Source organism: Polynucleobacter sp. MWH-UH25E (genome assembly GCF_018687095.1).
In the GTDB taxonomy this organism is placed as follows: Bacteria; Pseudomonadota; Gammaproteobacteria; order Burkholderiales; family Burkholderiaceae; genus Polynucleobacter.
On sequence record NZ_CP061286.1, the window covers coordinates 1,723,685 to 1,747,825 of the forward strand.

At 46.2% G+C, this 24,141-nt stretch carries 24 protein-coding genes and 2 tRNA genes; 13 read left to right on the forward strand and 13 right to left on the reverse strand.

Translation table 11 applies throughout. The features are described from left to right. On the reverse strand, window positions 1-1,974 hold the full coding sequence (gene acs / locus ICV39_RS08855) for an acetate--CoA ligase (protein WP_215389725.1): 1,974 nt from the start codon (window positions 1,972-1,974) through the stop codon (window positions 1-3). A 176-nt stretch (window positions 1,975-2,150) separates the two neighbouring features. Between acs and ICV39_RS08860 the strand changes: the two genes are divergently transcribed. Genes ICV39_RS08860 through ICV39_RS08880 form a run of 5 tightly spaced genes read left to right on the forward strand, consistent with a single transcriptional unit; the run spans window position 2,151 to window position 6,337 of the window. Continuing rightward, window positions 2,151-3,674: a fumarate hydratase gene (locus tag ICV39_RS08860; RefSeq protein WP_215389726.1), complete on the forward strand. Its 1,524-nt coding sequence runs from the start codon at window positions 2,151-2,153 to the stop codon at window positions 3,672-3,674. Between the two features lie 47 nt (window positions 3,675-3,721). Beyond that, a complete protein-coding gene (murI, locus tag ICV39_RS08865) occupies window positions 3,722-4,546 on the forward strand; it encodes a glutamate racemase (RefSeq protein ID WP_215389727.1) in 825 nt (274 codons plus the stop codon). Next, a complete protein-coding gene (locus ICV39_RS08870; protein WP_215389728.1) occupies window positions 4,543-5,223 on the forward strand; it encodes an energy transducer TonB in 681 nt (226 codons plus the stop codon). Before murI ends, ICV39_RS08870 begins: the two co-directional genes overlap by 4 nt. Window positions 5,224-5,228: 5 nt before the next feature. Further along, window positions 5,229-5,921 carry a MotA/TolQ/ExbB proton channel family protein gene (locus tag ICV39_RS08875; RefSeq protein WP_215389729.1) on the forward strand — a complete coding sequence of 231 codons (693 nt, stop codon included), beginning with the start codon at window positions 5,229-5,231 and terminating at the stop codon, window positions 5,919-5,921. A 2-nt stretch (window positions 5,922-5,923) separates the two neighbouring features. Next, complete coding sequence (locus ICV39_RS08880; RefSeq protein ID WP_173955595.1) at window positions 5,924-6,337, forward strand: biopolymer transporter ExbD; 414 nt, start codon at window positions 5,924-5,926, stop codon at window positions 6,335-6,337. Window positions 6,338-6,371: 34 nt separating this feature from the next. Here ICV39_RS08880 and ICV39_RS08885 read toward each other — a convergent pair whose 3' ends face one another. Continuing rightward, window positions 6,372-6,722, reverse strand: a complete 351-nt coding sequence (locus ICV39_RS08885) for a hypothetical protein (protein WP_251372672.1) — start codon at window positions 6,720-6,722, stop codon at window positions 6,372-6,374. A 148-nt stretch (window positions 6,723-6,870) separates the two neighbouring features. Continuing rightward, window positions 6,871-6,958 (reverse strand) — tRNA-Leu (locus tag ICV39_RS08890). A 134-nt stretch (window positions 6,959-7,092) separates the two neighbouring features. Here ICV39_RS08890 and ICV39_RS08895 point away from each other — a divergent pair. The 4 genes from ICV39_RS08895 to purU all read left to right on the forward strand — a co-directional run bounded on the left by ICV39_RS08895 (window position 7,093) and on the right by purU (window position 11,362). Next, on the forward strand, window positions 7,093-9,552 hold the full coding sequence (locus tag ICV39_RS08895; protein WP_215389730.1) for a penicillin acylase family protein: 2,460 nt from the start codon (window positions 7,093-7,095) through the stop codon (window positions 9,550-9,552). Between the two features lie 86 nt (window positions 9,553-9,638). Next, complete coding sequence (locus ICV39_RS08900) at window positions 9,639-10,052, forward strand: surface-adhesin E family protein (protein ID WP_215389731.1); 414 nt, start codon at window positions 9,639-9,641, stop codon at window positions 10,050-10,052. Between the two features lie 14 nt (window positions 10,053-10,066). After that, on the forward strand, window positions 10,067-10,432 hold the full coding sequence (locus tag ICV39_RS08905; RefSeq protein WP_215389732.1) for a hypothetical protein: 366 nt from the start codon (window positions 10,067-10,069) through the stop codon (window positions 10,430-10,432). Window positions 10,433-10,507: 75 nt separating this feature from the next. Then, window positions 10,508-11,362 carry a formyltetrahydrofolate deformylase gene (gene purU / locus ICV39_RS08910; protein WP_215389733.1) on the forward strand — a complete coding sequence of 285 codons (855 nt, stop codon included), beginning with the start codon at window positions 10,508-10,510 and terminating at the stop codon, window positions 11,360-11,362. A gap of 45 nt (window positions 11,363-11,407) precedes the next feature. Here the strand turns inward: purU and soxA are convergent, their stop codons facing one another. From soxA to ICV39_RS08940, 6 genes are read right to left on the reverse strand one after another with little or no spacing between them, the layout of a single operon-like run. Continuing rightward, on the reverse strand, window positions 11,408-12,190 hold the full coding sequence (gene soxA, locus ICV39_RS08915; RefSeq protein WP_215389734.1) for a sulfur oxidation c-type cytochrome SoxA: 783 nt from the start codon (window positions 12,188-12,190) through the stop codon (window positions 11,408-11,410). Next, window positions 12,187-12,516: a thiosulfate oxidation carrier complex protein SoxZ gene (locus ICV39_RS08920; RefSeq protein ID WP_215389735.1), complete on the reverse strand. Its 330-nt coding sequence runs from the start codon at window positions 12,514-12,516 to the stop codon at window positions 12,187-12,189. The genes soxA and ICV39_RS08920 overlap by 4 nt, the downstream gene beginning before the upstream one ends. A 10-nt stretch (window positions 12,517-12,526) precedes the next feature. Continuing rightward, window positions 12,527-12,997: a SoxY-related AACIE arm protein gene (locus ICV39_RS08925; protein ID WP_215389736.1), complete on the reverse strand. Its 471-nt coding sequence runs from the start codon at window positions 12,995-12,997 to the stop codon at window positions 12,527-12,529. A gap of 28 nt (window positions 12,998-13,025) precedes the next feature. Then, on the reverse strand, window positions 13,026-13,490 hold the full coding sequence (gene soxX / locus ICV39_RS08930; protein WP_215389737.1) for a sulfur oxidation c-type cytochrome SoxX: 465 nt from the start codon (window positions 13,488-13,490) through the stop codon (window positions 13,026-13,028). Window positions 13,491-13,508: 18 nt separating this feature from the next. Next, on the reverse strand, window positions 13,509-15,725 hold the full coding sequence (locus ICV39_RS08935) for a xanthine dehydrogenase family protein molybdopterin-binding subunit (protein ID WP_215389738.1): 2,217 nt from the start codon (window positions 15,723-15,725) through the stop codon (window positions 13,509-13,511). Between the two features lie 10 nt (window positions 15,726-15,735). Then, the gene (locus tag ICV39_RS08940; RefSeq protein ID WP_215389739.1) at window positions 15,736-16,185 is read right to left on the reverse strand and encodes a (2Fe-2S)-binding protein; all 450 of its coding nucleotides are present in this window, start codon (window positions 16,183-16,185) and stop codon (window positions 15,736-15,738) included. A gap of 135 nt (window positions 16,186-16,320) precedes the next feature. Here ICV39_RS08940 and ICV39_RS08945 point away from each other — a divergent pair, with 135 nt between their 5' ends. Together ICV39_RS08945 and ICV39_RS08950 are read left to right on the forward strand one after the other, a co-directional pair. Next, complete coding sequence (locus tag ICV39_RS08945; RefSeq protein WP_215389740.1) at window positions 16,321-16,668, forward strand: CidA/LrgA family protein; 348 nt, start codon at window positions 16,321-16,323, stop codon at window positions 16,666-16,668. After that, the gene (locus ICV39_RS08950) at window positions 16,661-17,389 is read left to right on the forward strand and encodes an LrgB family protein (RefSeq protein WP_215389741.1); all 729 of its coding nucleotides are present in this window, start codon (window positions 16,661-16,663) and stop codon (window positions 17,387-17,389) included. Before ICV39_RS08945 ends, ICV39_RS08950 begins: the two co-directional genes overlap by 8 nt. 5 nt (window positions 17,390-17,394) lie before the next feature. On the opposite strand, the gene ICV39_RS08955 is transcribed toward ICV39_RS08950, so the two are convergent. Beyond that, on the reverse strand, window positions 17,395-18,744 hold the full coding sequence (locus ICV39_RS08955; RefSeq protein ID WP_215389742.1) for an aspartate aminotransferase family protein: 1,350 nt from the start codon (window positions 18,742-18,744) through the stop codon (window positions 17,395-17,397). Between the two features lie 98 nt (window positions 18,745-18,842). Between ICV39_RS08955 and ICV39_RS08960 the strand changes: the two genes are divergently transcribed. After that, window positions 18,843-19,823: a tripartite tricarboxylate transporter substrate binding protein gene (locus ICV39_RS08960; protein ID WP_215389743.1), complete on the forward strand. Its 981-nt coding sequence runs from the start codon at window positions 18,843-18,845 to the stop codon at window positions 19,821-19,823. Window positions 19,824-19,842: 19 nt separating this feature from the next. Further along, a complete protein-coding gene (locus ICV39_RS08965; protein ID WP_215389744.1) occupies window positions 19,843-21,432 on the forward strand; it encodes a gamma-glutamyltransferase family protein in 1,590 nt (529 codons plus the stop codon). Here ICV39_RS08965 and ICV39_RS10110 read toward each other — a convergent pair whose 3' ends face one another. The 3 genes from ICV39_RS10110 to dusA form a co-directional block, all read right to left on the reverse strand. Next, a complete protein-coding gene (locus tag ICV39_RS10110; RefSeq protein WP_305848927.1) occupies window positions 21,433-22,791 on the reverse strand; it encodes an ATP-dependent RecD-like DNA helicase in 1,359 nt (452 codons plus the stop codon). A 36-nt stretch (window positions 22,792-22,827) separates the two neighbouring features. Then, window positions 22,828-22,903, reverse strand: a tRNA-His gene (locus ICV39_RS08975). 54 nt (window positions 22,904-22,957) lie between these two features. After that, on the reverse strand, window positions 22,958-24,043 hold the full coding sequence (gene dusA / locus ICV39_RS08980) for a tRNA dihydrouridine(20/20a) synthase DusA (protein WP_215389745.1): 1,086 nt from the start codon (window positions 24,041-24,043) through the stop codon (window positions 22,958-22,960). Window positions 24,044-24,141: the final 98 nt, after the last annotated feature.

The following is a 24,141-nucleotide window of genomic DNA, read 5'->3' on the forward strand; positions in this document are numbered from 1 at the left end:
TTAGAGAGACTCTTTGAGTTGCTCCAAGATTGCTGGGTTTTCCAAAGTGGATGTATCTTGAGTTACTTCCTCGCCCTTCGCGATTACACGCAAGAGACGACGCATGATCTTGCCTGAACGGGTTTTTGGCAAGTTATCACCAAAGCGAACGTCTTTTGGCTTAGCGATTGGACCAATCTCTTTGCCCACCCAGTTACGCAATTCCGTTGCAACCTTCTTGGCATCTTCACCAGTTGGACGACCACCTTTGAGCACCACGAATACGCAAATCGCTTCACCAGTGAGATCGTCTGGACGACCTACTACAGCCGCTTCTGCAACCAATGGGTTCGCTACCAAGCAAGATTCGATTTCCATCGTACCCATGCGGTGACCTGATACGTTCAGAACGTCATCGATACGGCCAGTAATAGTGAAGTAACCAGTTTCTTTGTTACGAATCGCGCCGTCACCTGCGAGGTAAAGGTTGCCACCTAACTCCTCTGGGAAGTAAGACTTCACGAAACGATCTGGATCATTCCAAATAGTACGAATCATAGAAGGCCATGGACGCTTCACAACTAAGATACCGCCATTTCCGTTTGGCACGTCATGACCAGCTTCGTCCACAATCGCCGCCTGAATACCTGGCAATGGCAATGTGCATGACCCTGGAATCATTGGTGTTGCACCAGGCAATGGGGAAATCATGTGACCGCCCGTTTCGGTTTGCCAGAAAGTGTCGGCAATTGGGCAACGTGAACCGCCCACATTCTCGTAGTACCACATCCATGCTTCCGGATTAATTGGCTCACCTACTGAACCCAAGAGACGTAATGAAGATAAGTCATAACTCTTTGGGTGCACTGCTTGATCATTGCTGGATGCTTTGATCAATGAACGAATCGCAGTTGGTGCTGTGTAGAAAATCGTTGCTTTGTGTTTTTGGATCATGTCCCAGAAACGACCCGCATTTGGATAAGTTGGCACACCTTCGAACACAATCTCAGTAGCCCCTACTGCGAGTGGGCCGTATGTGATGTATGAGTGACCTGTTACCCAACCAATGTCAGCCGTACACCAGAAGACATCAGTTGGCTTGATATCAAAGGTCCACTTCATTGTGAGAATCGCCCACAAGAGGTAGCCACCAGTTGAGTGTTGCACACCCTTTGGCTTACCGGTAGAGCCCGATGTGTACAGAATGAAGAGTGGATGCTCAGCACTGACCCACTCTGGCTCGCAAGTTGTTGGCTCATTGGCCACAATATCTTGCATCCAAACGTCACGGCCTGCTTTCATCTCAATTGCGGTACCGGTACGCTTGCTCACGATGACATGCTTTACCTTGCCGCATTCACCAGTAGAGAGTGCTTCATCGCAGATCGCTTTAAGAGGCAATGATTTGCCACCACGATATTGGCCATCAGCAGTAATCACCGCTACTGCGCCAACGTCAATAATGCGGTCGCGCAATGCTTGTGCAGAGAAACCGCCAAACACTACAGAGTGAATAGCACCAATACGAGCACATGCTTGCATTGCCACAATACCTTCGATGGTCATGGCCATGTAAATAATGACCGTGTCACCAGACTTGATGCCCATTTTGCGCAATGCGTTTGCCATTTTGCAAACGCGCTCAAGCATCTCTTTGTAACTCACTTTAGTTACTGTGCCATCATCGGCTTCAAAAATAATGGCTGTCTTATCACCGAGACCAGCTTCTACTTGGCGGTCTAAACAGTTATAAGACGCATTAGTTGTGCCGTCTTCAAACCACTTATAGAAAGGCGCTTTAGATTCATCCAAAACTTTAGTAAAGGGTTTTTTCCAGTAGATATTCTCTTTAGCGAGGCGACCCCAGAAACCGTCGTAATCTTTTTCAGCTTCAGCGCAAAGCTTCTTGTAGGCATCCATGCCTGGGATAGCCGCACCCTTTACAAAGTCTGCAGGTGGGTTAAAAACGCGGTTTTCTTGCTTTAATGGTTCCATGCTTCACTGCCCTCTATTTAATAAACAATGTTCTTTTTTTGCCAAAAACCAGCAAAATGACGGGTTATACCCCCTCAAGAATTACGAAGATAAGTGAAAACACTTGGGATTTGCTCTATGGCAAACCCTTAAAATAGGGGAAACCTTACTAATTATGTGGAAATAAGCCTAAAACCATGACTCAGATTAAACAAAACGACCTCATTCAAAGCGTTGCGGACGCATTCCAGTTCATTTCCTACTACCACCCGAAAGACTTTATTGATGCCATGGGCAAGGCTTACTCCCTAGAAAAAGGTGAAGCAGCCAAGGATGCGATTGCGCAAATTTTGACCAATAGCCGCATGTGCGCTGAAGGCCATCGTCCGCTTTGCCAAGATACTGGTATTGCAGTGGTCTTTCTGAAGATTGGTATGAATGTTCAATGGGCGGATGCCACCATGAGCGTGACTGAAATGGTGAATGAAGGTGTGCGTCGTGCCTACCTTAATCCTGACAACACCTTGCGCGCTTCTGTATTAACTGACCCCGCAGGTAAACGTAAGAACACTGGCGATAACACCCCCGCTGTTGTTCACTATGAGATTGTTCCAGGCGATGATGTTGAAGTAATTTGCGCAGCCAAAGGTGGTGGCTCTGAAAACAAAGCCAAGATGGTGATGCTCAACCCATCTGACTCGATCGTCGATTGGGTGCTGAAGACTGTGCCAACTATGGGTGCTGGCTGGTGCCCTCCTGGCATTCTTGGTATTGGTATTGGCGGCACACCAGAGAAAGCGATGCTGATGGCTAAGGAAGCTTTAATGGGTCCGGTAGATATTCAAGAATTGATTGAGCGTGGTTCTAAAAACCGCGTTGAAGAATTGCGTTTAGAACTCTATGACAAAGTCAACAAACTCGGTATTGGCGCTCAAGGCTTGGGCGGCTTAGCCACAGTTTTAGATATTAAGATTTTGGATTACCCAACTCACGCAGCCTCATTGCCTGTAGCAATGATTCCAAACTGCGCAGCGACACGTCACGTGCATTTCCATTTACACGGTGATGGTCCAGCGAAGCTTGAGGCTCCTTCTTTATCTGATTGGCCAGATGTGACTTGGACACCAGACGTTCAAAAATCTAAGCGCATCAATTTAGATACTTTAACTGCGGAAGAAGTCGCTAGCTGGAAACCAGGGGAGACATTACTCCTGAACGGCAAAATCTTGACTGGTCGTGATGCAGCTCATAAACGTATTCAGGACATGCTCGCGAAGGGTGAAGAATTACCAGTAAGCTTCAAAAACCGTGTCATCTACTACGTTGGCCCAGTAGATCCAGTACGTGATGAGGTTGTTGGTCCAGCAGGCCCCACTACTTCCACTCGCATGGATAAGTTCACCGAAATGATGTTGGCTAAAACTGGCCTAATCTCCATGATTGGTAAAGCAGAACGTGGTCCCGTGGCTATTGAAGCGATTAAGAAACATAAGTCCGCCTACCTCATGGCAGTTGGTGGCGCTGCTTACCTCGTTTCTAAAGCAATCCAGACCTCTAAAGTGGTTGGCTTTGCAGATCTTGGCATGGAAGCAATCTATGAATTTGAAGTCAAAGATATGCCAGTAACCGTTGCCGTGAATTCAGAAGGCATCTCTATGCATGAGACTGGTCCAAAAGAATGGCAAGCAAAAATTGGCGGAATTCCCGTCAAGATTGCTTAATCCATTTTTGCTGATTAGTTTTAACTTGGTACTGAGTTGACACTGAATTGTCGTTAATAGGCGTTTTTGATTCTGGCGTTGGTGGCTTATCCATTTTGGATGAGGCGCTACGCCAGCTTCCACAACACGACTACATCTATTTGGCTGATTCAGCAAATGCGCCTTATGGTGAAAAATCTCCTGATTGGATTGCGGATCGTAGCCTAAGCCTTTGCAAGTATCTCGCTCAAGCTGGCTGCGATGCCATCGTGGTTGCTTGCAACACTGCTACCGCAGAAGCAATTAAAGATATTCGCGCAGCAATCCCAATTCCCATTGTGGGCGTTGAGCCAGGCATTAAGCCTGCTGCCATGCAATCGGCAAACGGCATCGTTGGAGTATTAGCCACTGAAGCGACTTTAAATAGCGACAAGTTCAATGCCCTACTCTCAACATTACCCAATCATTGTCAATTTATTAAACAAGCTGGCGCAGGACTAGTGCCGCTAATTGAGGCAGGCAAAGCTAACGATGGTGAAACTCTAGAGTTACTTGCTAAGCATTTAGAGCCCATTCAGGCGGCAGGCTCCGACACGATTGTCTTAGGCTGCACTCACTACCCGTTTTTACGCAAAGCCATTCGCAAACTACTTGGCGAAAAAATTACTCTCATCGATACCAGTGAAGCAGTAGTAAAGCAATTAAAGCGGCAATTAGAGACGCTTGCGCTCAATCAAGGAGATTTCGCCGATAGCGATTCCTCAGAATATGGTGCCGTACATTTTTTTAGCAGCAAAGATGAGCAAGCGCTTTTGAAGATGGCGCAAGATTTAATGCACACCGATCTCAAGAACCATCGCATTAGTACAGCGCAATTGGGATCGGCATTATGAGTACATTTTGGCAAAGGATGGATGAACGACTACCATTCACCAAAAGTGAACGCATCATTATTGGAATCGTGCTTTTATTGCACGCTTTGCCTGCCTTTGAATTCTTAAACTGGTCATCTAAGCCAACTCACGTAGATGATGAGCGAGTCATGGCCAATCTAGTTAGCCCAGATACAGATTCAAGCAAAAGCCAACAACCACCTGCGCCACCGCCAAAGCCCAAAGTAGAACCAAAAAAGAAAACGGCGGAAGAAAAGTCTTCTCAAAAGCCAACACCAGCACAAACTCAAAATACCCCTACACAAAAGAATGAATCATCTTCTCAAAGTCAGATGCAAAATGCCGCTGTAGCACCAGCGACTTCTGGTGGAGCAAGTGGCACCCCAATACAGACGGACATTGGTAAACTGGTCGTCGTGTTCCAGCCTGATGCTGATGGATATTACCCTTCGTTCTCCAAGAGATCTGGGGAGCAAGGAACGGCAGTAGTGCGTTTAATTATTTCTGAAACGGGTGAAGTTGAAGATGTTGCCTTATTGCAATCAAGCTCCTTTCCTAGACTCGATCGCGCTGCTACTGATATCGGCCGGCGTTACCGCTTTAAACCTTTTTTAGTCAATGGCTCACCCCAACGAATTTCAACAAATCTTTTAATTAAATTTAACCTCAAGAATTAAGCGCTATGAATACACCTTTTGGAATTGCGAATCTCTGGCTTGAAGGCGACGGCATCACCCGCTTTGTGGCAATTGCCCTACTAGCATGCTCAATCATTACTTGGGTTATTTTGCTCACTCGCCTTTGGGAATTACGCAACCTTCGCAAACTCAAGCCTGAGCTCGATCAATTTTGGCACGCAAACTCATTTGAGCAAGGCTTGCAATCCTTTAGCACACCGACTAGCAATCCCTACTATCAGATTGCCAAATCTGCGAGCAGCGCTTCAGTGCACCACCAAGGCCAATCGAGCAATCATCGTGAATTACTTCAAACCTTGAACTATTCAGAGTGGATGGCAAGAAGCATTAAGAACAGCATTGATGGCGTAGCCGCAACTCTACAGAAGGGTCTAACCTTTTTGGGCTCAACTGGCGCGACTGCACCGTTTATCGGCTTATTTGGCACTGTATGGGGCATCTACCATGCGCTGATTTCGATTAGTAGCTCTGGTAGCGCTCAAATCGATCAAGTTGCAGGCCCAATTGGTGAAGCCTTGATCATGACCGCCTTAGGTCTTGCCGTAGCAATTCCTGCGGTATTGGGATTTAACGCTATTAATCGCGCAAACAAATTGTTTGTTGCCGATCTCAATCGCTTTGGCAATGATTTGTTAGCCTATTTTGTCACTGGTGCCCGTGTGAATTCCGGAGAATAAGTATGGCGTTTCATTTGCAAGACGATCAAAACGATGACGCCATCATGGCGGAAATCAACATGACGCCAATGGTGGATGTCATGTTGGTGCTGCTGATTATTTTCATCATCACCCTACCTGTTATTCAACAAGCCGTGAAAGTTGAATTACCTAAAGCCAATAGCGTGCGCAATGAAGTAAAGCCTGAGTCAGTCCAACTGACGATTGATGCCAAAGGTCAAATCTTTTGGAATAGCACTCAGATTGATCTCAAGACCTTTGATGGCTATGCAGAAAAAGCAGCTCAAAAAGATCCTCAACCAGAGATAAATTTACGCGCCGATAAGGCTGTGAAATACGAGTATGTGGCGCAAGTGCTTGCCGCATCTCGCCGTGCAGGCTTGACGAAACTGGGATTTGTTACAGAGCCTAACTAGACCCCTTAGAAGCTAGGTCTGGGCCTGGTGCGTCTTATTTACTAGTGACTCTGTAAGGCATCTTCGTTAACGCGCAACTCTCTTCGCTCACATGTGTGCCATTACCAATTGTGGCACCCAAAATTCCACCCTGAATCTTTTCTACTTTTTTGAGCTTGCCTGTAATGGGGTCTAGTGTGATTTGCGTTGCTACCGTTCCAGCAGAATAAGCAACATCCATTATTTTTTCTGGCTCAAAACTCGCCTCAATCAAAATCACAATGTTGGGACGCGCCATAGTTACACTCTTGACCACCTGCTTTCCGAATTCATCAGACTGATCTAAATCACGATCATCTAGATACACCTTGGCTTTCTGGTTTCCAGATGCCAAGGTAATTTTCATGTCGTACTCCTCCGTGTAATCCTTTTCTTTTCTTGAGCAATGAAACTCCATCACATCAATCGACCACGCTAATACAGGAATTGAAGACAGGCAAAGACAGAAAAGGATTTTGGACAAATTCATAAGAAATGAATACGAGGAATGAGTTTGGTGCCCGGGGCCGGAATCGAACCGGCACGACTGTTTAGGTCGCAGGATTTTAAATCCTGTGTGTCTACCGATTTCACCACCCGGGCTCGCACAAGCAATAACTGCCGCGCATGTAAATCAAGACAGGGTGAATTTTAGCATGTAGGCTAAAAACAGACTTTAATAGTCCTTCGGACTTAAAATCCAAAGGTGGGTTGACCTAAATCATTACAATATTTATATGAATTCTCGGGGCGAGATTGCCGGCATTTACAAACTCTTGCGACCGCTTCGTTGGGTTGCTGGGGGCTCTGTATTAATCGTACTGGCAGTTGTTATTGCTTATCTGTACTCAGCCCAATCTAACCCCTCCGGCAAAAGAACAATCAAAAGCCTAGGTGATTCTGTTGTTATCTCTTTTGATGAAACTGGCATCCCGCATATCCAAGCAAAAAGCCAATCTGATGCCCTATTTGCATTAGGCTACCTTCATGCAACTGAGCGCTCTTGGCAGCTAGAAATGAATCGTCGCATCGCTAGCGGACGACTATCGGAAATCCTAGGTCAAGACACGGTGAGCATCGACCGTTTCATTAGAACTTTAGGTGTAAAACGCGCAGCAGAAAAGCAGTTTGATAAATATCCCGTTGCCGCAAAAAGATTGCTTCAAGCTTATGCCGATGGTGTCAATGCTGGTAATGCGAACTTGGGATGGGCGCTTCCAGTGGAATATTTTTTAACTGGCTCTAAACCAGGACACTGGTCACCTACCGATAGTGTTGCCTGGATGTTGATGATGGCGTATGACTTAGGCGGTAACTGGCAGAAAGAATTGCAACGACTTGAGCTTTCGCAATACCTAAGCACAAAAGAAGTTTGGGAAGTAATCCAGCCCTATTCTCACAACGAACCAGTCAGCAATATGGACTTTGCCAAGATGTACCATGAGCTGAACGTATTTAATACAAATCCCAAGGGGGAAAATCATAAATCCAAGAAACTACCCTCTACCGAACTAAGTACAAATGACTTACCTGGCGGCAAAGATGGAATTGGTTCAAATAATTGGGTTTTGAGCGGCAAGCTTACCGATACTGGTAAGCCATTATTGGCAAATGACCCACATCTTGGTTTGTCTGCACCTGCGGTTTGGTACTTTGCCCATTTAGATGCGCCAGGATTAAATGTTATCGGCGGCACGCTTCCCGGTATTCCAGCGATAGTTTTAGGTAGAACTGAAAAATACGCATGGAGCTTTACGAACACCAATCCTGATGTTCAAGATACTTACCTAGAACAATTAGATCCAAATAATCCAGGAATGTATCGCGGCCCAAATGGGATGTTGCCATTTACAGTTCGCCAAGAAATTATTGATATCAAGGGATCAACTCCGCTAACATTTATTGTTAAAGAAACACGCCATGGTCCGGTGATTTCAGATTCTTATGCTCGTGTACAACGTGCGATTGATACCAAACGTTATGCGCTTGCTCTACGTTGGACTGCTTTGGATACTGAAAACCAATCTGTCGCTGGCCTACTTGAGATGAATCGAGCCAAGGACCTTGATTCATTTAAGGCGGCATTGCATAAAAACTATGCGCCGATGCAAAACGTTGTCATGGCAGATACAGAAGGAAATATCTCCTATCAAGCTGCAGGTGTTGCGCCAAAACGGACGCTTCATCAGGGACTCTATGGTGTTGCCCCAGCCCCTGGCTGGGATAAGCAGTATGACTGGAATGGCTATCTACCCTTTGATCAATTACCAGCTAGCAATAATCCGGAGCAAGGCTGGATTGCAACTGCAAACCAACAAATCATCGCCTCCAATAATCCCAATCCACTCACGGCTGATTGGGATGTACCAACCCGATATGACCGTATTGTGCAAATGATTAAGGAGCGAAGCACTCACGATACGCAATATGTAAAGAAGATGCAGGGTGATACGCTCTCATTAGGCGCCACCCCGCTTCTCGATTTATTCAAGTCTTCCCAACCAAAACATGCCCTGGGCGCAAAAGCACTTGAGCTCACTAAAAACTTTGATGGCAATATGAGCATTGATAGTCCGAGCGCATTAATCTTTAATGCCTGGGCCGATCAACTTACTCGCAATGTGTTCTCCAGACTAAGCTATTTGTTTTTTGAAAACTATGGAGCACGGAACTATCGCTTTCCACTGATTTCGATCCTCCAGAATCCCAATAGCCCATGGTGCGACATACCAAGCACTCCTGCTGTTGAAACCTGTGCCGAGTCTTCCAATATCGCCTTTGATCGCGCACTAGAGTACTTAAGCGATCAATATGGTAATGATCCAAAATCATGGTCATGGGGTAAGGCGCATCTTGCCATTTCAGAGCATCGCCCCTTAAGCAAGGTTCCCGTGCTTGGCAAGTTCTTTAATATCACCACACCATTTCCGGGTGATAGCTTTTCAGTCAATGTGGGTCGACTTGAGCTCAATAATTCCCAAAATCCATTTGAAACATTACAAGCCCCTAGTCTTCGCACGATTTATGACTTATCCGATCTTGAAAAATCCCTCTTTATTTATCAAGCGGGTCAATCAGGTTGGGTCCAGAGCCCTTGGTACCGAAATATGAGTTCGCTTTGGGCTAAAAATGAGTACCTCCCCTTACAAATGAAGCCTGAGAAGATGACCCACACCCTGGAATTAAGCAATAAATAGGCCCCGATATGGCAAAGTTGCTGTAGCCGTATAAAATAATCTTCAAGCTTAATCCTTAGCTACATCATTCATTAATAAGGTACTTCATGAAAAAGATTCTTCTTGCTACGCTGACTGCTTCAACGCTTTTTGTTGCCACACAAGGCGTTGCTAATGCGGCCTGGAAAGAACTCGGCTCCAATGCAGTCATGACTGTTTACGTCGATCTAGATACCGTTCAAACGCAAGGTGAGAAAGCCCAAATCTTTTCTATGCTCGACTTTAAGAAACCAGGAACCAATCCAAACAATAAAGAGCCTGTTAACTCCATCATTGGACTAAATGAATTTGACTGCCCATCAGTGAGCTACCGCCCAATAGCCTATAAAGAATTTTCAGGAAACAAAGGGGCAGGCAAGGTCGTTTCAGAAAACAATACTCCTGACAGCAAGTATGAGCCTGTAGTGAGCGAAAGCTGGACTGCTGGTGTTTTTAATACTGTCTGCAAAGTAGCGAAGTAAGCTCGATTTAATCTATGCGGGCGCTTTGGATTGCCTCGCTTTTAGTTTCTATAGCCAGCACAATTTATCTACAAGGTTGTGCCGCTCCTCTTGCGGCAATTGGTGCCAGCAGCACGGCTGCAGCTAGCTCGGCTGGCACCAGCGTTGCTGCTGTTGCAGTAGCTAACCCCGTTACCGCAACCAGTGTGGCATCAACCGTTACTACGGGTAAATCACCTTTAGAGCATGTAGCATCTGCGGCTACCAAAAAGGAATGCAGCTTTACCAATATCGTTGGCCCCAAACCCATCTGCGAAGAAATACCCGTCCCTAGAGTTATCGATAAGAGCTCGCCACTCACTGGCCCAGCCGATCCACCCAAAGACCCTATCAAGAAATAATTACTTTGAATTTAGTCATTACCGACTAGTAAAGGCTAAAATCAGGGTTTACCAGCACTATTTACGCTTCTGAAGATGACAACTGAAAACTATTACCTCATGCTGACCTGCCCAAACAAACCTGGAATTGTGGCTGCTGTATCCACTTATATTTTTCAAGCTGGTGGGGATATTGAGGAGGCACAACAGTTTGATGACAAGGCTTCAAAACGCTTTTTCATGCGCGTTAGCTTTAGCTGCCCTACCGATGGCAACACTTTGCGATCTGGTTTTACTGAAATCGCAAAACGTTTTGAGCTCACTTGGAATTTGCGCGCAGTAAAAGATCTCAAACGCGTACTCATCATGGCTTCTAAATTAGATCACTGCTTGGTCGATCTTCTCTATCGCTGGCGTATTGGTGAACTACCGATGATTATCTGTGGAATTGTTTCTAATCATCCACGTGATGTTTATGCCAGCATTGATTTTGCTGATATCCCCTTCTATCACTTACCAGTGACCCCGGAGACCAAGCCTGCACAAGAATCAAAACTCTTGGACATCATTGCCGAATCTAAGGTTGATATGGTGATTTTGGCGCGCTATATGCAAATTCTCTCTGATGATTTATCTACCAAATTATCGGGACGTTGCATTAACGTACACCACTCATTCCTGCCTAGCTTTAAGGGGGCTAAGCCATACCATCAAGCGCACGCTCGCGGCATTAAATTGATTGGTGCAACTGCGCACTTTGTTACAAGCGATTTAGATGAAGGCCCAATCATTGAACAAGACGTCACTCGTGTTACACACGGCGATACCCCAGAAGATCTCGTACGCAAAGGTCGCGACCTAGAGCGTACTGTTCTCTCACGCGCTCTGCGCTATTACTTGCACGACCGCGTATTAATTAACGGCGCAACCTCAGTCGTGTTTTCTGACTAATTAACTCTGATTAATTGGCTCTGACTAATTAGTTTTTTGCTTTCATTAAGGCCTTACCCCTGGAGACTCCAGGGGAAGTCCTCGAGCACGGGCAGCAAGAAATAATTCAAGTTGCGCCATTTCAGGGGAGCCGTAATCAAATTGCTGAGCTCTAACGCCACTCATGCAGTTACGCAAACGACGCTGTAAAGAACCCAAAGTTTGCCACTCCAAGCGGTAGATTGGATAGGCATTGGGATGCCCTTGTGGAATGACTGCACCGCCCAATTTAAGTCCTGCTCGCTCTTCATGACACTGTGCGCAAGATAAATTGAGCTGCCCCATTCGTTCGTAAAAATTTTTGCGACCTTTTTGCATGGCGCTTTTATTTTCAGGGGTCTCGCGAACGGCAATAGGCAAACCTTTTGATTGATAGGCAACAAACGCGGTCAGAGCAAGAAGATCTTTACTCTCGTAAGCAAGAGCTGTTGAGGCTTGAGCCTGAGTTCTACATTGATTGATTTGTCCCTCAAGGGTTAGCAATTTCCCTTTAATGATTTTGGGGAATACAACGGCCACTCCACGCATCGACTTTTTCGCCTCGCCATGACAGCTGGCACATGATTTTCCATTTTGTTCAGAGGGCTTATTCCACAGGGTCTCACCATCACCCACCCAAAACATCGCTGGATTTAAGCTTGCATCGTCTTGCATAGCTTTGTTCTCAGCCGACATGAGTTCATAACTTGACTGAGGTTTTAATTTACTGAGATCCGTTGCACCACTGACAGTAGAAGCAAATAAATATAAAAGGCCCAATACAAAAGCCCAAGCTTTTGAAGTGCTCATGAAACCGTTATGTGGGCTTGGTTAATTGCTTCATAGCCATCATCGCCAACCCATCTAAATTCCAGGTTACCGGTTTCTGTAGCAATGGTAGTGAAAATAATTAATGGGTTGGCGCCAGTACCTGGATAAAAATCAGCCCTAAAGACTTCTACATTGTTATAGGTGCAGGTGAATTCACGAATAATATCGCGAGGAATCAATTTACCGCCTTCGGTATACCGAAAACCTGACTCCATATCATGCTGCGCAATTGCGCGAATCTCAATAATCGAACCCTGCTTTGCTGTGCTTGGCATGGTGATTGAGGTACGTGATGTTTTACTCATTATCGTGTCCTCACACAAGCTCTGTACAGGCTGAGAGTGTTACCAAAGTTTCGGCAGAACCTTGATAGAAAGTGCCATCACTCATTTGCGCAATTGCCCATACTGTTTGACTGTCTGCCAAACGTACACGAGTCGTAATATTGGCGGTTCCAGATCGTGGTGTTAAGTGCACTGTGAATATATTTGGCAAAGGGTTGCCCTCTGCAATGACGTGAACGGATTTAACATAATTATTCGCAGTCATTGGGCTATCCACACTCAGCTTGAGTACCACTAAGTTTCCGTTTTCTACAAGCGGTGGAATAACCAGCTTCACCTTGCCGTCAATAATAGGCTTACCACCCGTGATTTCTTGTATAGCTTTTGTTGCATCTTCTTTTTTGGCCAATACAGTTAAGGGGCTAAACCAAGCACCCAAAGCCAAAATACTGAGACTTTGAATTCTTTTTAACCAATGGCGGCGACTTGATTGCATCTTCATAACTCAATAAGTGTATTTTGTTTATTGTTTAGTTGCTTGTTATTTTTGGCTTTTGATTCCCGTTCTGCAGGGTTAGCAAAAACGCAACAACATCCTCGATTTCTTGCGCAGTCAAAATCGTTTGGCCTGCAAACTTACTTGCCACACGATTTAAATGATCTGTACGGTAATAAGAAGGCATGATGGTATTGGGATTGAAATAACTTGCATAAACGATTCTGGCACGCAGCTGAGGCGCGGTCAAAGAGGCAACGCTACTAGCTAGATCCGGAGCCAAATTACCCTGAAAGCGTTCTTCTGGAAATGGTCCGCTATGACAAAGAATACACAGGCCTGTTTGACGACTCAAAACAATCGCACGACCATGTTGTGGATCTCCTGGGATTACGGTAAGGGGCTTTTCAATTTGACCCGCCACCATTTCTTGGGCAAATGCTCCAGAAAAACTAAGGGCGCCTAGCAATATGATCGCTAGAACGCCCTTCTTGCTCATCTACTGCACTTCTCTGAATTAAACGAGCTTGATGCCGCTATTTTTCAGAGGGACTGTGCGGTAACGCTTGCCAGTAGCGCGATAGATTGCATTGAGCACCGCAGGTGCTGCAACTGCAATTGTTGGCTCACCAACGCCACCCCAGTCCTTACCACCACCTTGGATGATGATAGTTTCTACTTTTGGCATTTGCGCAAGTCGAATCGAATTAAAGGTATCGAAGTTCTTCTGTACGACCGCGCCCTTCTCAAGCGTAATCTCCTCCTCAAAGAGTGCGGATAGGCCGTACACGAAAGAGCCTGATACCTGACGATTAACTTGCGCTGGGTTAACTACATAACCAGGATCAGTTGCAGCAACAATGCGATGAATCTTCACCTCGTTACCATTTGTCACCGAAAGCTCACAAGCTGCTGCAACGTAGCTACCAAATGAGCGCATCTGCGCAACACCGCGATAAAAACCGGGCGCTGCAGGCTTAGTCCAGCCAATACCATCAGCAACTGCATTTAATACCGCTACCGCTCTTGGGAACTCTTGCATATGCTTGCGACGGAACTCCACCGCATCCATACCAGTTGCTTCTGCCAATTCATCCATGAATGTCTCAATGAAAATGGCATTTTGGTTAACGTTAACACCGCGCCAGAATCCTGGTGGCACATGGGTGTTACGCATGGCATGATCAATCGTCAAGTTAGGGAAGCTGTAGGTAATGCCATGCTCACCGCTTGGCTCAAGACCTTGGAATGTCAATGGATCTTTACCTTTATTTGCTGCTACAACTGCTGGGCGCACGGCAGCCAAAATAGATTGGCCTGATAAGCGCATATTCAAACCAGTGACATTTTTCTTATCATCGATTGCTGCAGTCATTTTGCACATCATCACCGGATGGTAACGACCTTGCGTCATATCCTCTTCACGGGTCCAGATCAACTTAATCGGTGTACCAGGCATTTGCTTGGCAATATTCACCGCCTGGGTGGTGTAATCCTGGAAGGCGCCACGACGACCAAAGCCGCCGCCAAGGTTTACTTTATAGACATTGCACTTCTCGGCAGGCAAACCAGAAGCAGCAATCACCGCCGCTAAAGATGCCTCACCGTCTTGGGTAGGAACCCATGCTTCGCAAGAATCTGGAGTCCATTTTGCTGTAGCTGTTTGTGGCTCAAGCGTTGCATGATTTAAGAATGGGTAGAAGTAAGTAGCCTCTACCTTCTTGGATGCGCTTGAGAGAGCAGACTTAACATCGCCATTAGTGTTGTGAACAAATGCATCATCTGCATTCAGGCCATCCTCAAGCATCTTCTTAATTGAAGCGCTTGAAACATCACCATTCGCACCGTTATCCCAAACGATGTTAACTTGGTCCAAAGCAGTCTTAGCTTGCCAGAAAGTATCAGCAACCACAGCAACTGCTGAATCGCCAACTTGAACAACTTTCTTAACACCCTTCATGCTCTGAGCTTTAGCGGCGTCATAACTCTTTACTTTACCGCCGAATACTGGACACTCCTTAATATTGGCAACGAGCATGCCAGGCATTTTGAGGTCAATGGCATAAATCTGACGGCCTGTCACCTTATCAGATACGCCATCAATACGATCTACTGGCTTACCAATCAGCTTCCACCCTTTTGGATCCTTCAGTGGAACTTCCGTTGGTACTGGCAACTGAGATGCCGCTACAGAAACTTTTCCAAACGTTGTTTTGCGTCCTGATGGAGTGTGGGTGATCACGCTATTAGCGGCAACGCACTCTGAAGCGGGCACATTCCATTGATTTGCTGCCGCCTGAATCAACATCATGCGGGCAGCTGCACCGCCCTTACGAACATATTGCTCTGAAGTACGAATACCACGGCTACCGCCGGTTGAGTAGCTACCCCATACCGCTTTACGCTTTAAGCTTTCTGCCGGGCTTGGATATTCATAATTGACTTTTTTCCAGTCGCACTCTAACTCTTCGGCAACCATCTGTGCCAAGCCAGTAATCGTGCCTTGACCCATTTCTGAGCGAACGATACGAACAACAACATCATCATTTGGCTTCACGACTACCCATACACCAATCTCTGGAGTAGCTAAAGGTGCCATAGAGGTAGTACCTGTGCCCATTGCAGCATTGGCACTGGACATAAAGCTCAAATCAAAACCGATTGCTAAGCCTGTAGCAATGGCGCTAGAACCAACTACAAACTGGCGGCGGGAAGTATTAATTGCATTTGTCATGATTACCTCCTTAAGCCTTGCTAGCAGCATGAATAGCTGCACGCACTTGTTGGAATGTGCCACAACGGCAGATATTGGTGATGGACTCATCAATCTGAGCATCAGTTGGTTTTGGATTGTTGCGAAGCAATGCAGTGGTTGCCATCACCATGCCAGATTGGCAGTAGCCACACTGAGGTACTTGATTGTCAACCCATGCCTTTTGCACTTTAGAAAGCTGACCACTCTTCTCTAAACTCTCAATCGTTTCAATTTTTTTACCTTCTGCTGCAGCAACTGGTAAAGAACAACTGCGTAAAGCCTGCCCCTCAAACAAGACTGTGCAAGCACCACATTGGCCAACACCACAACCGTATTTAGTTCCAGTTAAGCCAATTTGCTCGCGGATTACCCATAACAAGGGGGTATCCGGATCAACGTCCACTTTATATTTTTTGCCATTGACATTTAACTCGGCCATTACGGTCTCCTATTAGTCTCTTTTTGTATTCGTTTTAGTAAATAGGGGCATAAACCCCTAGGTATTTATGTAGATATCTTAAACAAGAATTAAATTATTGCTATGCAACATAAATCTAGCCTGTAAGATCAATTCATGATTTTTGGCTTAGTTCAAATCCTCCTCTTTCAAAGCCTAGGCGAACTAGTCTCCAAGTTCCTGCTCCCCGCCCTCCCAGGTCCAGTTATTGGGCTAGTTCTATTGGTTATTTGGCTAGTCATTCGCAAAGGTATCAATGCGGAGCTGGCAACAGTCGCTGACACCTTTAGCCAGTATCTTGGGCTTTTATTTGTGCCAGCAGCTGTTGGAGTGGTTTTATTCCTGCCGCAACTCAAAGCAAATGCCTTTGCCATCATTACAGCTTTAGTTGGAAGTGTCATTCTCACCATTAGCTCAAGCGCTTTTGTGGTTCGCCTTCTAAGCAAGAAAGCAAGCGATGAGTGAAAAACATTCCATCGTTGAAATTTGGGTATACCTATCTGGTAGCCCATTATTCGCGCTCTTTATCACCTTGGCGGCTTATCAGATTGGCCTGACTATCTATAAGCACTCAAAACAAAATCCGCTAGCCAATCCTGTGGCAATTGCGATTTTGATAGTTGCCAGCACAATTCAATTGATTGACATGCCCTACTCAACTTATTTTGAGGGCGCACAATTTATTCACTTCTTATTAGGCTCGGCAACAGTATCACTTGCAATCCCGATCTACCGAGGACTCAATAGTCTCAAAGGCCGCTCTATTCCCCTGTTAGTTTCGCTATGCACGGGTGGCTTGGTGTCTATTGTGAGTGCGGTAGGCATTGCCACTCTCCTAGGTGCTGATAGCAGCATCACTGGAGCTATGTACCCTAAATCAGTAACTGCTCCGATTGCCATGGGTATCGCAGAACGCATTAATGTATCGCCAACACTAACCGCCATCTTTGCAGTTAGCACAGGAATATTGGGTGCAATCTTGGCGCCATTTGTTTTGAATGCCCTTGGAATGAAGGCTTGGTGGCAAAGAGGTTTTGCGATTGGTATTGGCGCGCATGGGATTGGCACATCACGCGCTTTTAGCATCCATCCCGAGGCAGGAACCTACGCCAGCCTAGCAATGGGAATGAACGGTGTTATCAGCGCCGTTACTATCCCTATCATTTATCACGTACTAAATCGATAAACGTATTAACTGAGCTTCATCGCAGCATCAACGGCATCGCTAAGTACGCTACACAAGAACTCCACCTCTTTCGGCTCAGAAATAAATGGGGGGCCAACAGCGATGACATCACCCGCTACTCGCACTAATACCCCACGCTCAATACAGGCCTCCAAAACCTTGAGGGCTCGTAAGCCTGGCTTACCTGCAATGTGCTCAAGCTCGACTGCGCCAGAAAGTCCAAAGTTCCGAATATCTAATACGCCTGTTTTTCCTTTCATGGCATGCAAACCATTTTCTAGGACGGGTTCTAGTGCTCTTGCGCGATTCACCAAATCATCTGATTCAAAAATATCGAGCACCGCATGACCTGCAGCCGTAGGAATTGGGTGCCCCGAGTAGGTGTAGCCATGGAAAAACTCAATAGCCTGCTCTTGGCCGCCATTGGCAATGATGTTGTCATAAATATCACCACGCACAATCACCCCACCCAATGGAATCACGCCATTGGTAATCGCCTTAGCAAAAGTGATCATGTCAGGCACTACGCCAAATCTGTCAGCGCCAAAATTTGCGCCTAGACGACCAAATCCGGTAATCACCTCATCAAAGATCAGCAAGATGCCATGCTTAGTACAAATTTCGCGGATCTTTTGTAAGTAACCTTGTGGCGGCACAATCACGCCAGTTGAGCCTTGCACTGGTTCAAGAATGACCGCCGCAATCGTATTGGCATCATGTAGAGCTACGATCTTCTCTAACTCATCCGCTAGATGCGCGCCCCAAGTTGGCAAGCCTTTTGAGAAAGCCATCTGCGAAAGATTTAATGTATGCGGCAAATGGTCGACACCAGGCATCATCATGCTGGCAAACATCTTGCGGTTAGCCACCATCCCCCCAACTGAAATACCACCCATACCAACACCATGGTAGGCACGATCTCGTCCAATCATGCGAATGCGCGAAGCATTACCCATCACACGGTGATACCCAATGGCAATCTTGAGAGCAGTATCAACCGCTTCCGAGCCAGAGTTTGTGAAAAAGACTTTATCTAGGCCTTTAGGGGCCATGTCCGCAATACGGGTTGCCAAGCGAAAAGTATCTTCACTTGCCATCTGAAATGCGGGGCAATAATCCATCGTTTCATATTGTTTGGATATCGCTGCACCAATACGTGGATCAGCATGCCCTAAAGGTGAGCACCACAGCCCAGATAAGCCATCAAACAACTTACGTCCATGATCATCAAAGTAGTATGCTCCTTTAGCAGACTGCATGATCTTGGGATGTTGGTGAAAATATCGATTGGGCGTGAATGGCAACCAATAGGCTGACATATCTACTCCATTTACGGTTTTATTCGATCCGCTCATATGATTGTGTCTCTGTGTAATACATTGAAATATCCAATACTATATTACCCAATAACTCTAGCAATCTATTTCAACCATTAGAACTCTCGGACTTTGAAATGACCTTTACAAAATCTCTCTTATATGGTCTTTGCGCAATTGCAAGCTTATGCGTATCGGTTCATGCCGCCAATGAAACTGATTGGCCTAAGAAACCCATCGTTGCAATAGTGTCCTTTCCTGCAGGTGGATCTACCGATATTTTTGCGCGCAGCGTAACGGCTCCTTTGGCCGAAGCCTTGGGTCAATCGATTGTGGTCGATAACAAACCAGGTGCTGGTGGGATGATTGGTCTTCAAGCAGCCGCTAAAGCTGCTCCAGATGGCTATACGATTCACATTAGCGCTCTTACGAATCAATCCATCTCTTCGGCACTATTTAAAAATCCCCCGGCTGATTTGCAAAAAGATTTTGTTCCGGTTGCCTTGATTGGAACAGTACCCCATCTCATTGTGATTAACCCCACAGTGCCGGCTAAAAATCTTCCTGAACTCATCGCCTTTATCAAATCCAAGAAGGGGAATTTCAACTACGCCTCTCAAGGTAATGGCAGCTTGTCTCACCTAGAGTCAACCATGTTTATGGAACGCATAGGTGCCAGCGGGACACATATTCCTTACAAAGGCAGCAGCTTTGCCCTTCCTGATTTAATTGCAGGCAACACCTTGATGATGTTTGATAGTGTGACAGCCTCGCTACCTCATATTCAAAGTGGAAAGCTACGCCCGATTGCGATTGCTGCAGCGGAACGCTCACCACTCATGCCAAATGTGCCAACACTCGGCCAAGACGGAATGAAGTCATTTGATGTGGAAAACTTTTACGCTATATATGTTCCTAAGGGTACATCGCCAAGCATTGTTGCAAAGTTAGAGCGCGAAATCCGCAAGATTTTGACTAATCCCGATTTCAAGGCGCGGATGGCAACCCAAGGTATTCATCCGCAATTTGCTAATTCAGAGAAGTTAAGTGAAATCACCGCAAATGAAGCAAACAAATGGGAGAAAGTAGTAAAGTCTGCCAATGTCAAAGTCGATTAACCCACTAAATATATAAGTCATGTTGATTTCCCCTCCTTTCGGTGGCGGTCGCGCCCCAGTTCTTGCCAGAAATACGGTTGCCAGCTCTCAGCCACTCGCCACTCAAGCAGGTATTGAGGCACTTCAGAGCGGTGGGAATGCAGTTGACGCCGCCTTAGCCACAGCTATCACACTGACAGTTGTAGAGCCCACCATGAATGGTCTTGGAGGCGATGGTTTCGCCATCTTGTGGGATGGCAAACAAATTCATGGACTCAATGCATCAGGTCGTGCGCCGGCAGCTTGGACCCCAGAATATTTTGCTGGCAAATCCGCAATGGATTTAATTGGCTGGAATACAGTTACCGTGCCTGGCATGGTGGCTGGCTGGGTTGAGCTTTCCAAAAAATTTGGCAAGCTTCCATTTGCACAACTATTTAAGCGTGCGATTGATTACGCAGAAAATGGCTTTCCTGTCTCCCCCGTCATTGCACGTCAATGGCGTGAAGCGATTCCGATTCTTAAAAACCAACCCGGATTTTCAGAATCCTTTCTGATTGATGGCAAAGCGCCTCAAGCTGGTCAGATCTGGAAATACCCAGCGCAAGCAAAAACCCTCAAAGAAATTGCTACTACTCAAGGTGAATCTTTCTACAGGGGTCCCTTAGCTCAAAGCATGGTCGACTTTGCGCAATCAACAGGTGGTTGCTTCACCATGCAAGACTTTGCAGACAATAAGCCAGATTGGGTTGAGCCATTGGCATTTGATTATGGTGATTACACCCTTCTAGAGATTCCGCCCAATGGCTCAGGCATTGCTGCACAAATGGCTTTAGGAATCTTGCAAGCGGCAAATGTTAAACAATACCCTGCTAACTCTGCGCAACGTATCCATTTGCAGATTGAAGCTATGCGACTGGCCTTTGCCGATGCATATGCCTATGTATCTGATGCCAGATCTATGGGTGTTCCAGTGACCAAACTTTTGAGTCGCGACTATCTAGCGAGCCGCGCTGCATTAATTGATCACAATAAAGCAGGCAGCTACGGCGCTGGCGATCCTCACTCTGGTGGCACTGTGTACTTATGCGCTGCCGATGAATCTGGCATGATGATTTCCTACATCCAATCAAACTTCAAAGGCTTTGGTTCTGGTGTAGTGGCACCTGGCGGCATCGCTTTTCATAATCGCGGCATGAGCTTTAGCCTGCAAGATGGGCACCCCAACCAAGTTAGCCCTGGAAAGCGCCCTTTCCATACCATCCTCCCCGCCTTCTTAACCAAGAATGGTAAGCCAGCAATGGCGTTTGGCGTAATGGGTGGGAATATGCAACCTCAAGGTCACATTCAATTTGTGATGCGCTTCGTAGATGAATACCTCAATCCACAAGCATGCTCTGATGCACCGCGCTGGCGAATTGATGACTTAGGAAAACTCACTGTTGAGGCAGCGATGCCACAAAGTATTGTGGATGGACTCAGAGCCATGGGGCACGAAGTTGCAGTTCAGCCTGCTAACAGCTTAGATTTTGGTAGCGCTCAAGCGATTGCCAAATTAAGTGATGATGCTGTTTCTGCTTATATCGCTGGTAGCGACCATCGACGCGATGGTTTGGCGGCTGGTTTTTAATTACTGAGGTCTTGGCAGACACGCGAGATAAAAACGCTTAATTTCTTGATCACAACTCACGTCTCTGGGTTCAATGGGTCTCTGCAAGGTGATGCCCTCGATGGTTTTACAGCGACTTAATGCGACATAAACCTGACCCGAAGCAAAAGCGCCTGTTGAAAGATCTACTTTGACTTTATCAAGTGTCTTTCCTTGACTCTTATGAATCGTCACCGCCCAAGCCAGCATGAGTGGTATCTGGACATAGGTACCAATAATGCTGGGGGATATTTTTCCTGACATCATGTCGTGGTCATAACGATAGGATTCCCATTGGTGCCCGGTTACCTCCACGGTATTGGAATAAGGCCCGTTTTGCGCCATCACTTTGACCTTATCGGGTAATAGCTCGCGCACCACTCCAATGGTTCCATTAACCCATCGTTTCGGAAATCCAGGGTCAGTTGCGGTAAACATCACCTTAGCGCCCACTTTAAGAGTGAGCTGATTCGGCGATGGTAGATTACGGTCATCTACATTGAACTTGCCAGTTGTCTTGCCGACATACACTTTTGTGGCCGTCTCAATCGCTCTTAGGCCGGCTGCATTAATTTGATCAGCTCTGGCATTAGTAGTGGTCAGCGTAATAGTTTGCTCATCTATTAGCTGATCCTTGCGATAGCACTGGGCATTGAGTGTATCGATTGCCTCATCAGCGTCTTGATTAATGCGAATTTGATTTAACAAACTAGCAAAACTGGCATCCTTTTGACGAAAGATCTTACTTAACTCCACCATCGTGACATCTTTGCGGTGCAGAGCCATGGCGCAAAAGAAGTATGGACCTTCATATCCCCTATCTGCCAGCACCTGCATATCCGCAGCAGATACGACGGGCGGCAACTGAAATAAGTCCCCCACAAACATCACCTGAATACCCCCAAATGGCTTTCCTTTTTGCGGACCATTCTCACGCAAAAACAAATCCATTGCATCGACCACATCCGCACGAACCATGGAGATTTCATCAATGATTAATAGACGAATATCTTTATAAAGACGCTTATCGCGTAGTGGCTTGATATCTTCTTCGGGGAATATGAGGCGTGGCGGCAAACGAAAGAAGGAATGAATAGTCACACCTTTTACTTGCAAAGCAGCAACTCCTGTTGGCGCAACGACCACGACATTACCAGAGACGGTTTCTCGAAGATAACCAATCAGCGTTGTTTTACCGGTACCGGCTTTACCGCTGACAAAGATGTAAGGGTCTCCACGATCAATGGCATCAATGACCGCCTCATAATCAGGCGTAATTTCAATTTCAGAGGAATCAGTAAAAGGCTTGTTTGTGTTATTCATCGATACAGTGCAAGCCATGCATTTCTCCGCCTGGGGAGTGCTTTATTGATATTTTGGGGCGAACGACGGGACTCGAACCCGCGACAACCAGAATCACAATCTGGGACTCTACCAACTGAGCTACGTCCGCCTCTGAAGAAGGTGAAATTATAGCCTTTTTAGGCAAAAACCCGCCAAAACAGCCCTATTCTGCGGTCTCAAGCTCAAAAGCAGCCCAATCACCAAGGGTTAGGCTAGCGTCAATAAAGAAGTCTGCAATGGCTGCCTTGCTTTGCACTTTGGCTAAAGCATGATGGTCTGAGAGTCGTTGGCGCCAATAGCGTGAGCCTGCCCTGCCATGCGCCAATCCCAAAATATGCCTTGTAAATGCCCCGATATAAAACGGCTTACCTTTCTCTCGACATTCATCAAACCAAGCCTGTACCTGTTTAACCAATGCAATCTGAATTCGATGCCATTCAGTTTCACTAAAGAGATAGCCCGCTGCATCGCCATTAGTATCGATTAAATCATCCCACCCCAAGAGCATTGCTGGGAAATGATAGGCAGCCCTGCCAACCATAAATCCATCAAAGTCATCCCAATGACCAGCAATTTGCTCATTGGACTCTAAGCCACCATTTAGCAAAACTTTTAAATTAGGAAATTGCTTTTGTGCATCTAGACGCAGTTGAGCCGCAACCTCGTATCGCAATGGGGGCTTACTACGATTCTCTTTTGGAGATAACCCTTTGAGTACTGCATTACGCGCATGAATAGTTACTTGACTTGCCCCAGCATCAGCCACTGACAAAATAAAATCTAGCGCAAACTGATAGTCAGTTTTTGAAGTAGATGCATCCATGGAATCTAGCCCCAATCGATGCTTTACTGAAATAGGAACATCTACAGCATCTTTCATGGCCTTTACACATTGGGCAACTAATTTAGGTTCTGCCATTAGGCATGCTCCAAATGCCCCACGCTGTACACGCTCTGATGGGCAACCACAATTAAGATCAATTTCATCGTAGCCCCATTGCTGAGCAAGCTCAGCTGATTTGGCTAAATCATTTGGCTCGGACCCCCCTAATTGCAATACAACAGGACGTTGATCCTGCGAGTAATCTAAGTGGCGCGGTACATCACCATGCATAAGCGCGCCAGTTGTCACCATCTCTGTATATAAGACGGCTTCCTTGCTAAGTGAGCGGTGGAATGATCGACAATGACGATCTGTCCACTCCATCATCGGAGCGACCGCCATTCTCTTTTGTGGGGCACTATTCATAAACATCTATGCATTAATCAATACCCCATTTTAAAGGCAATAAGGCAACCGAAGTTGCCCTAAATAAGTGTAATGCTGGTGATACAGTAATCTAAATC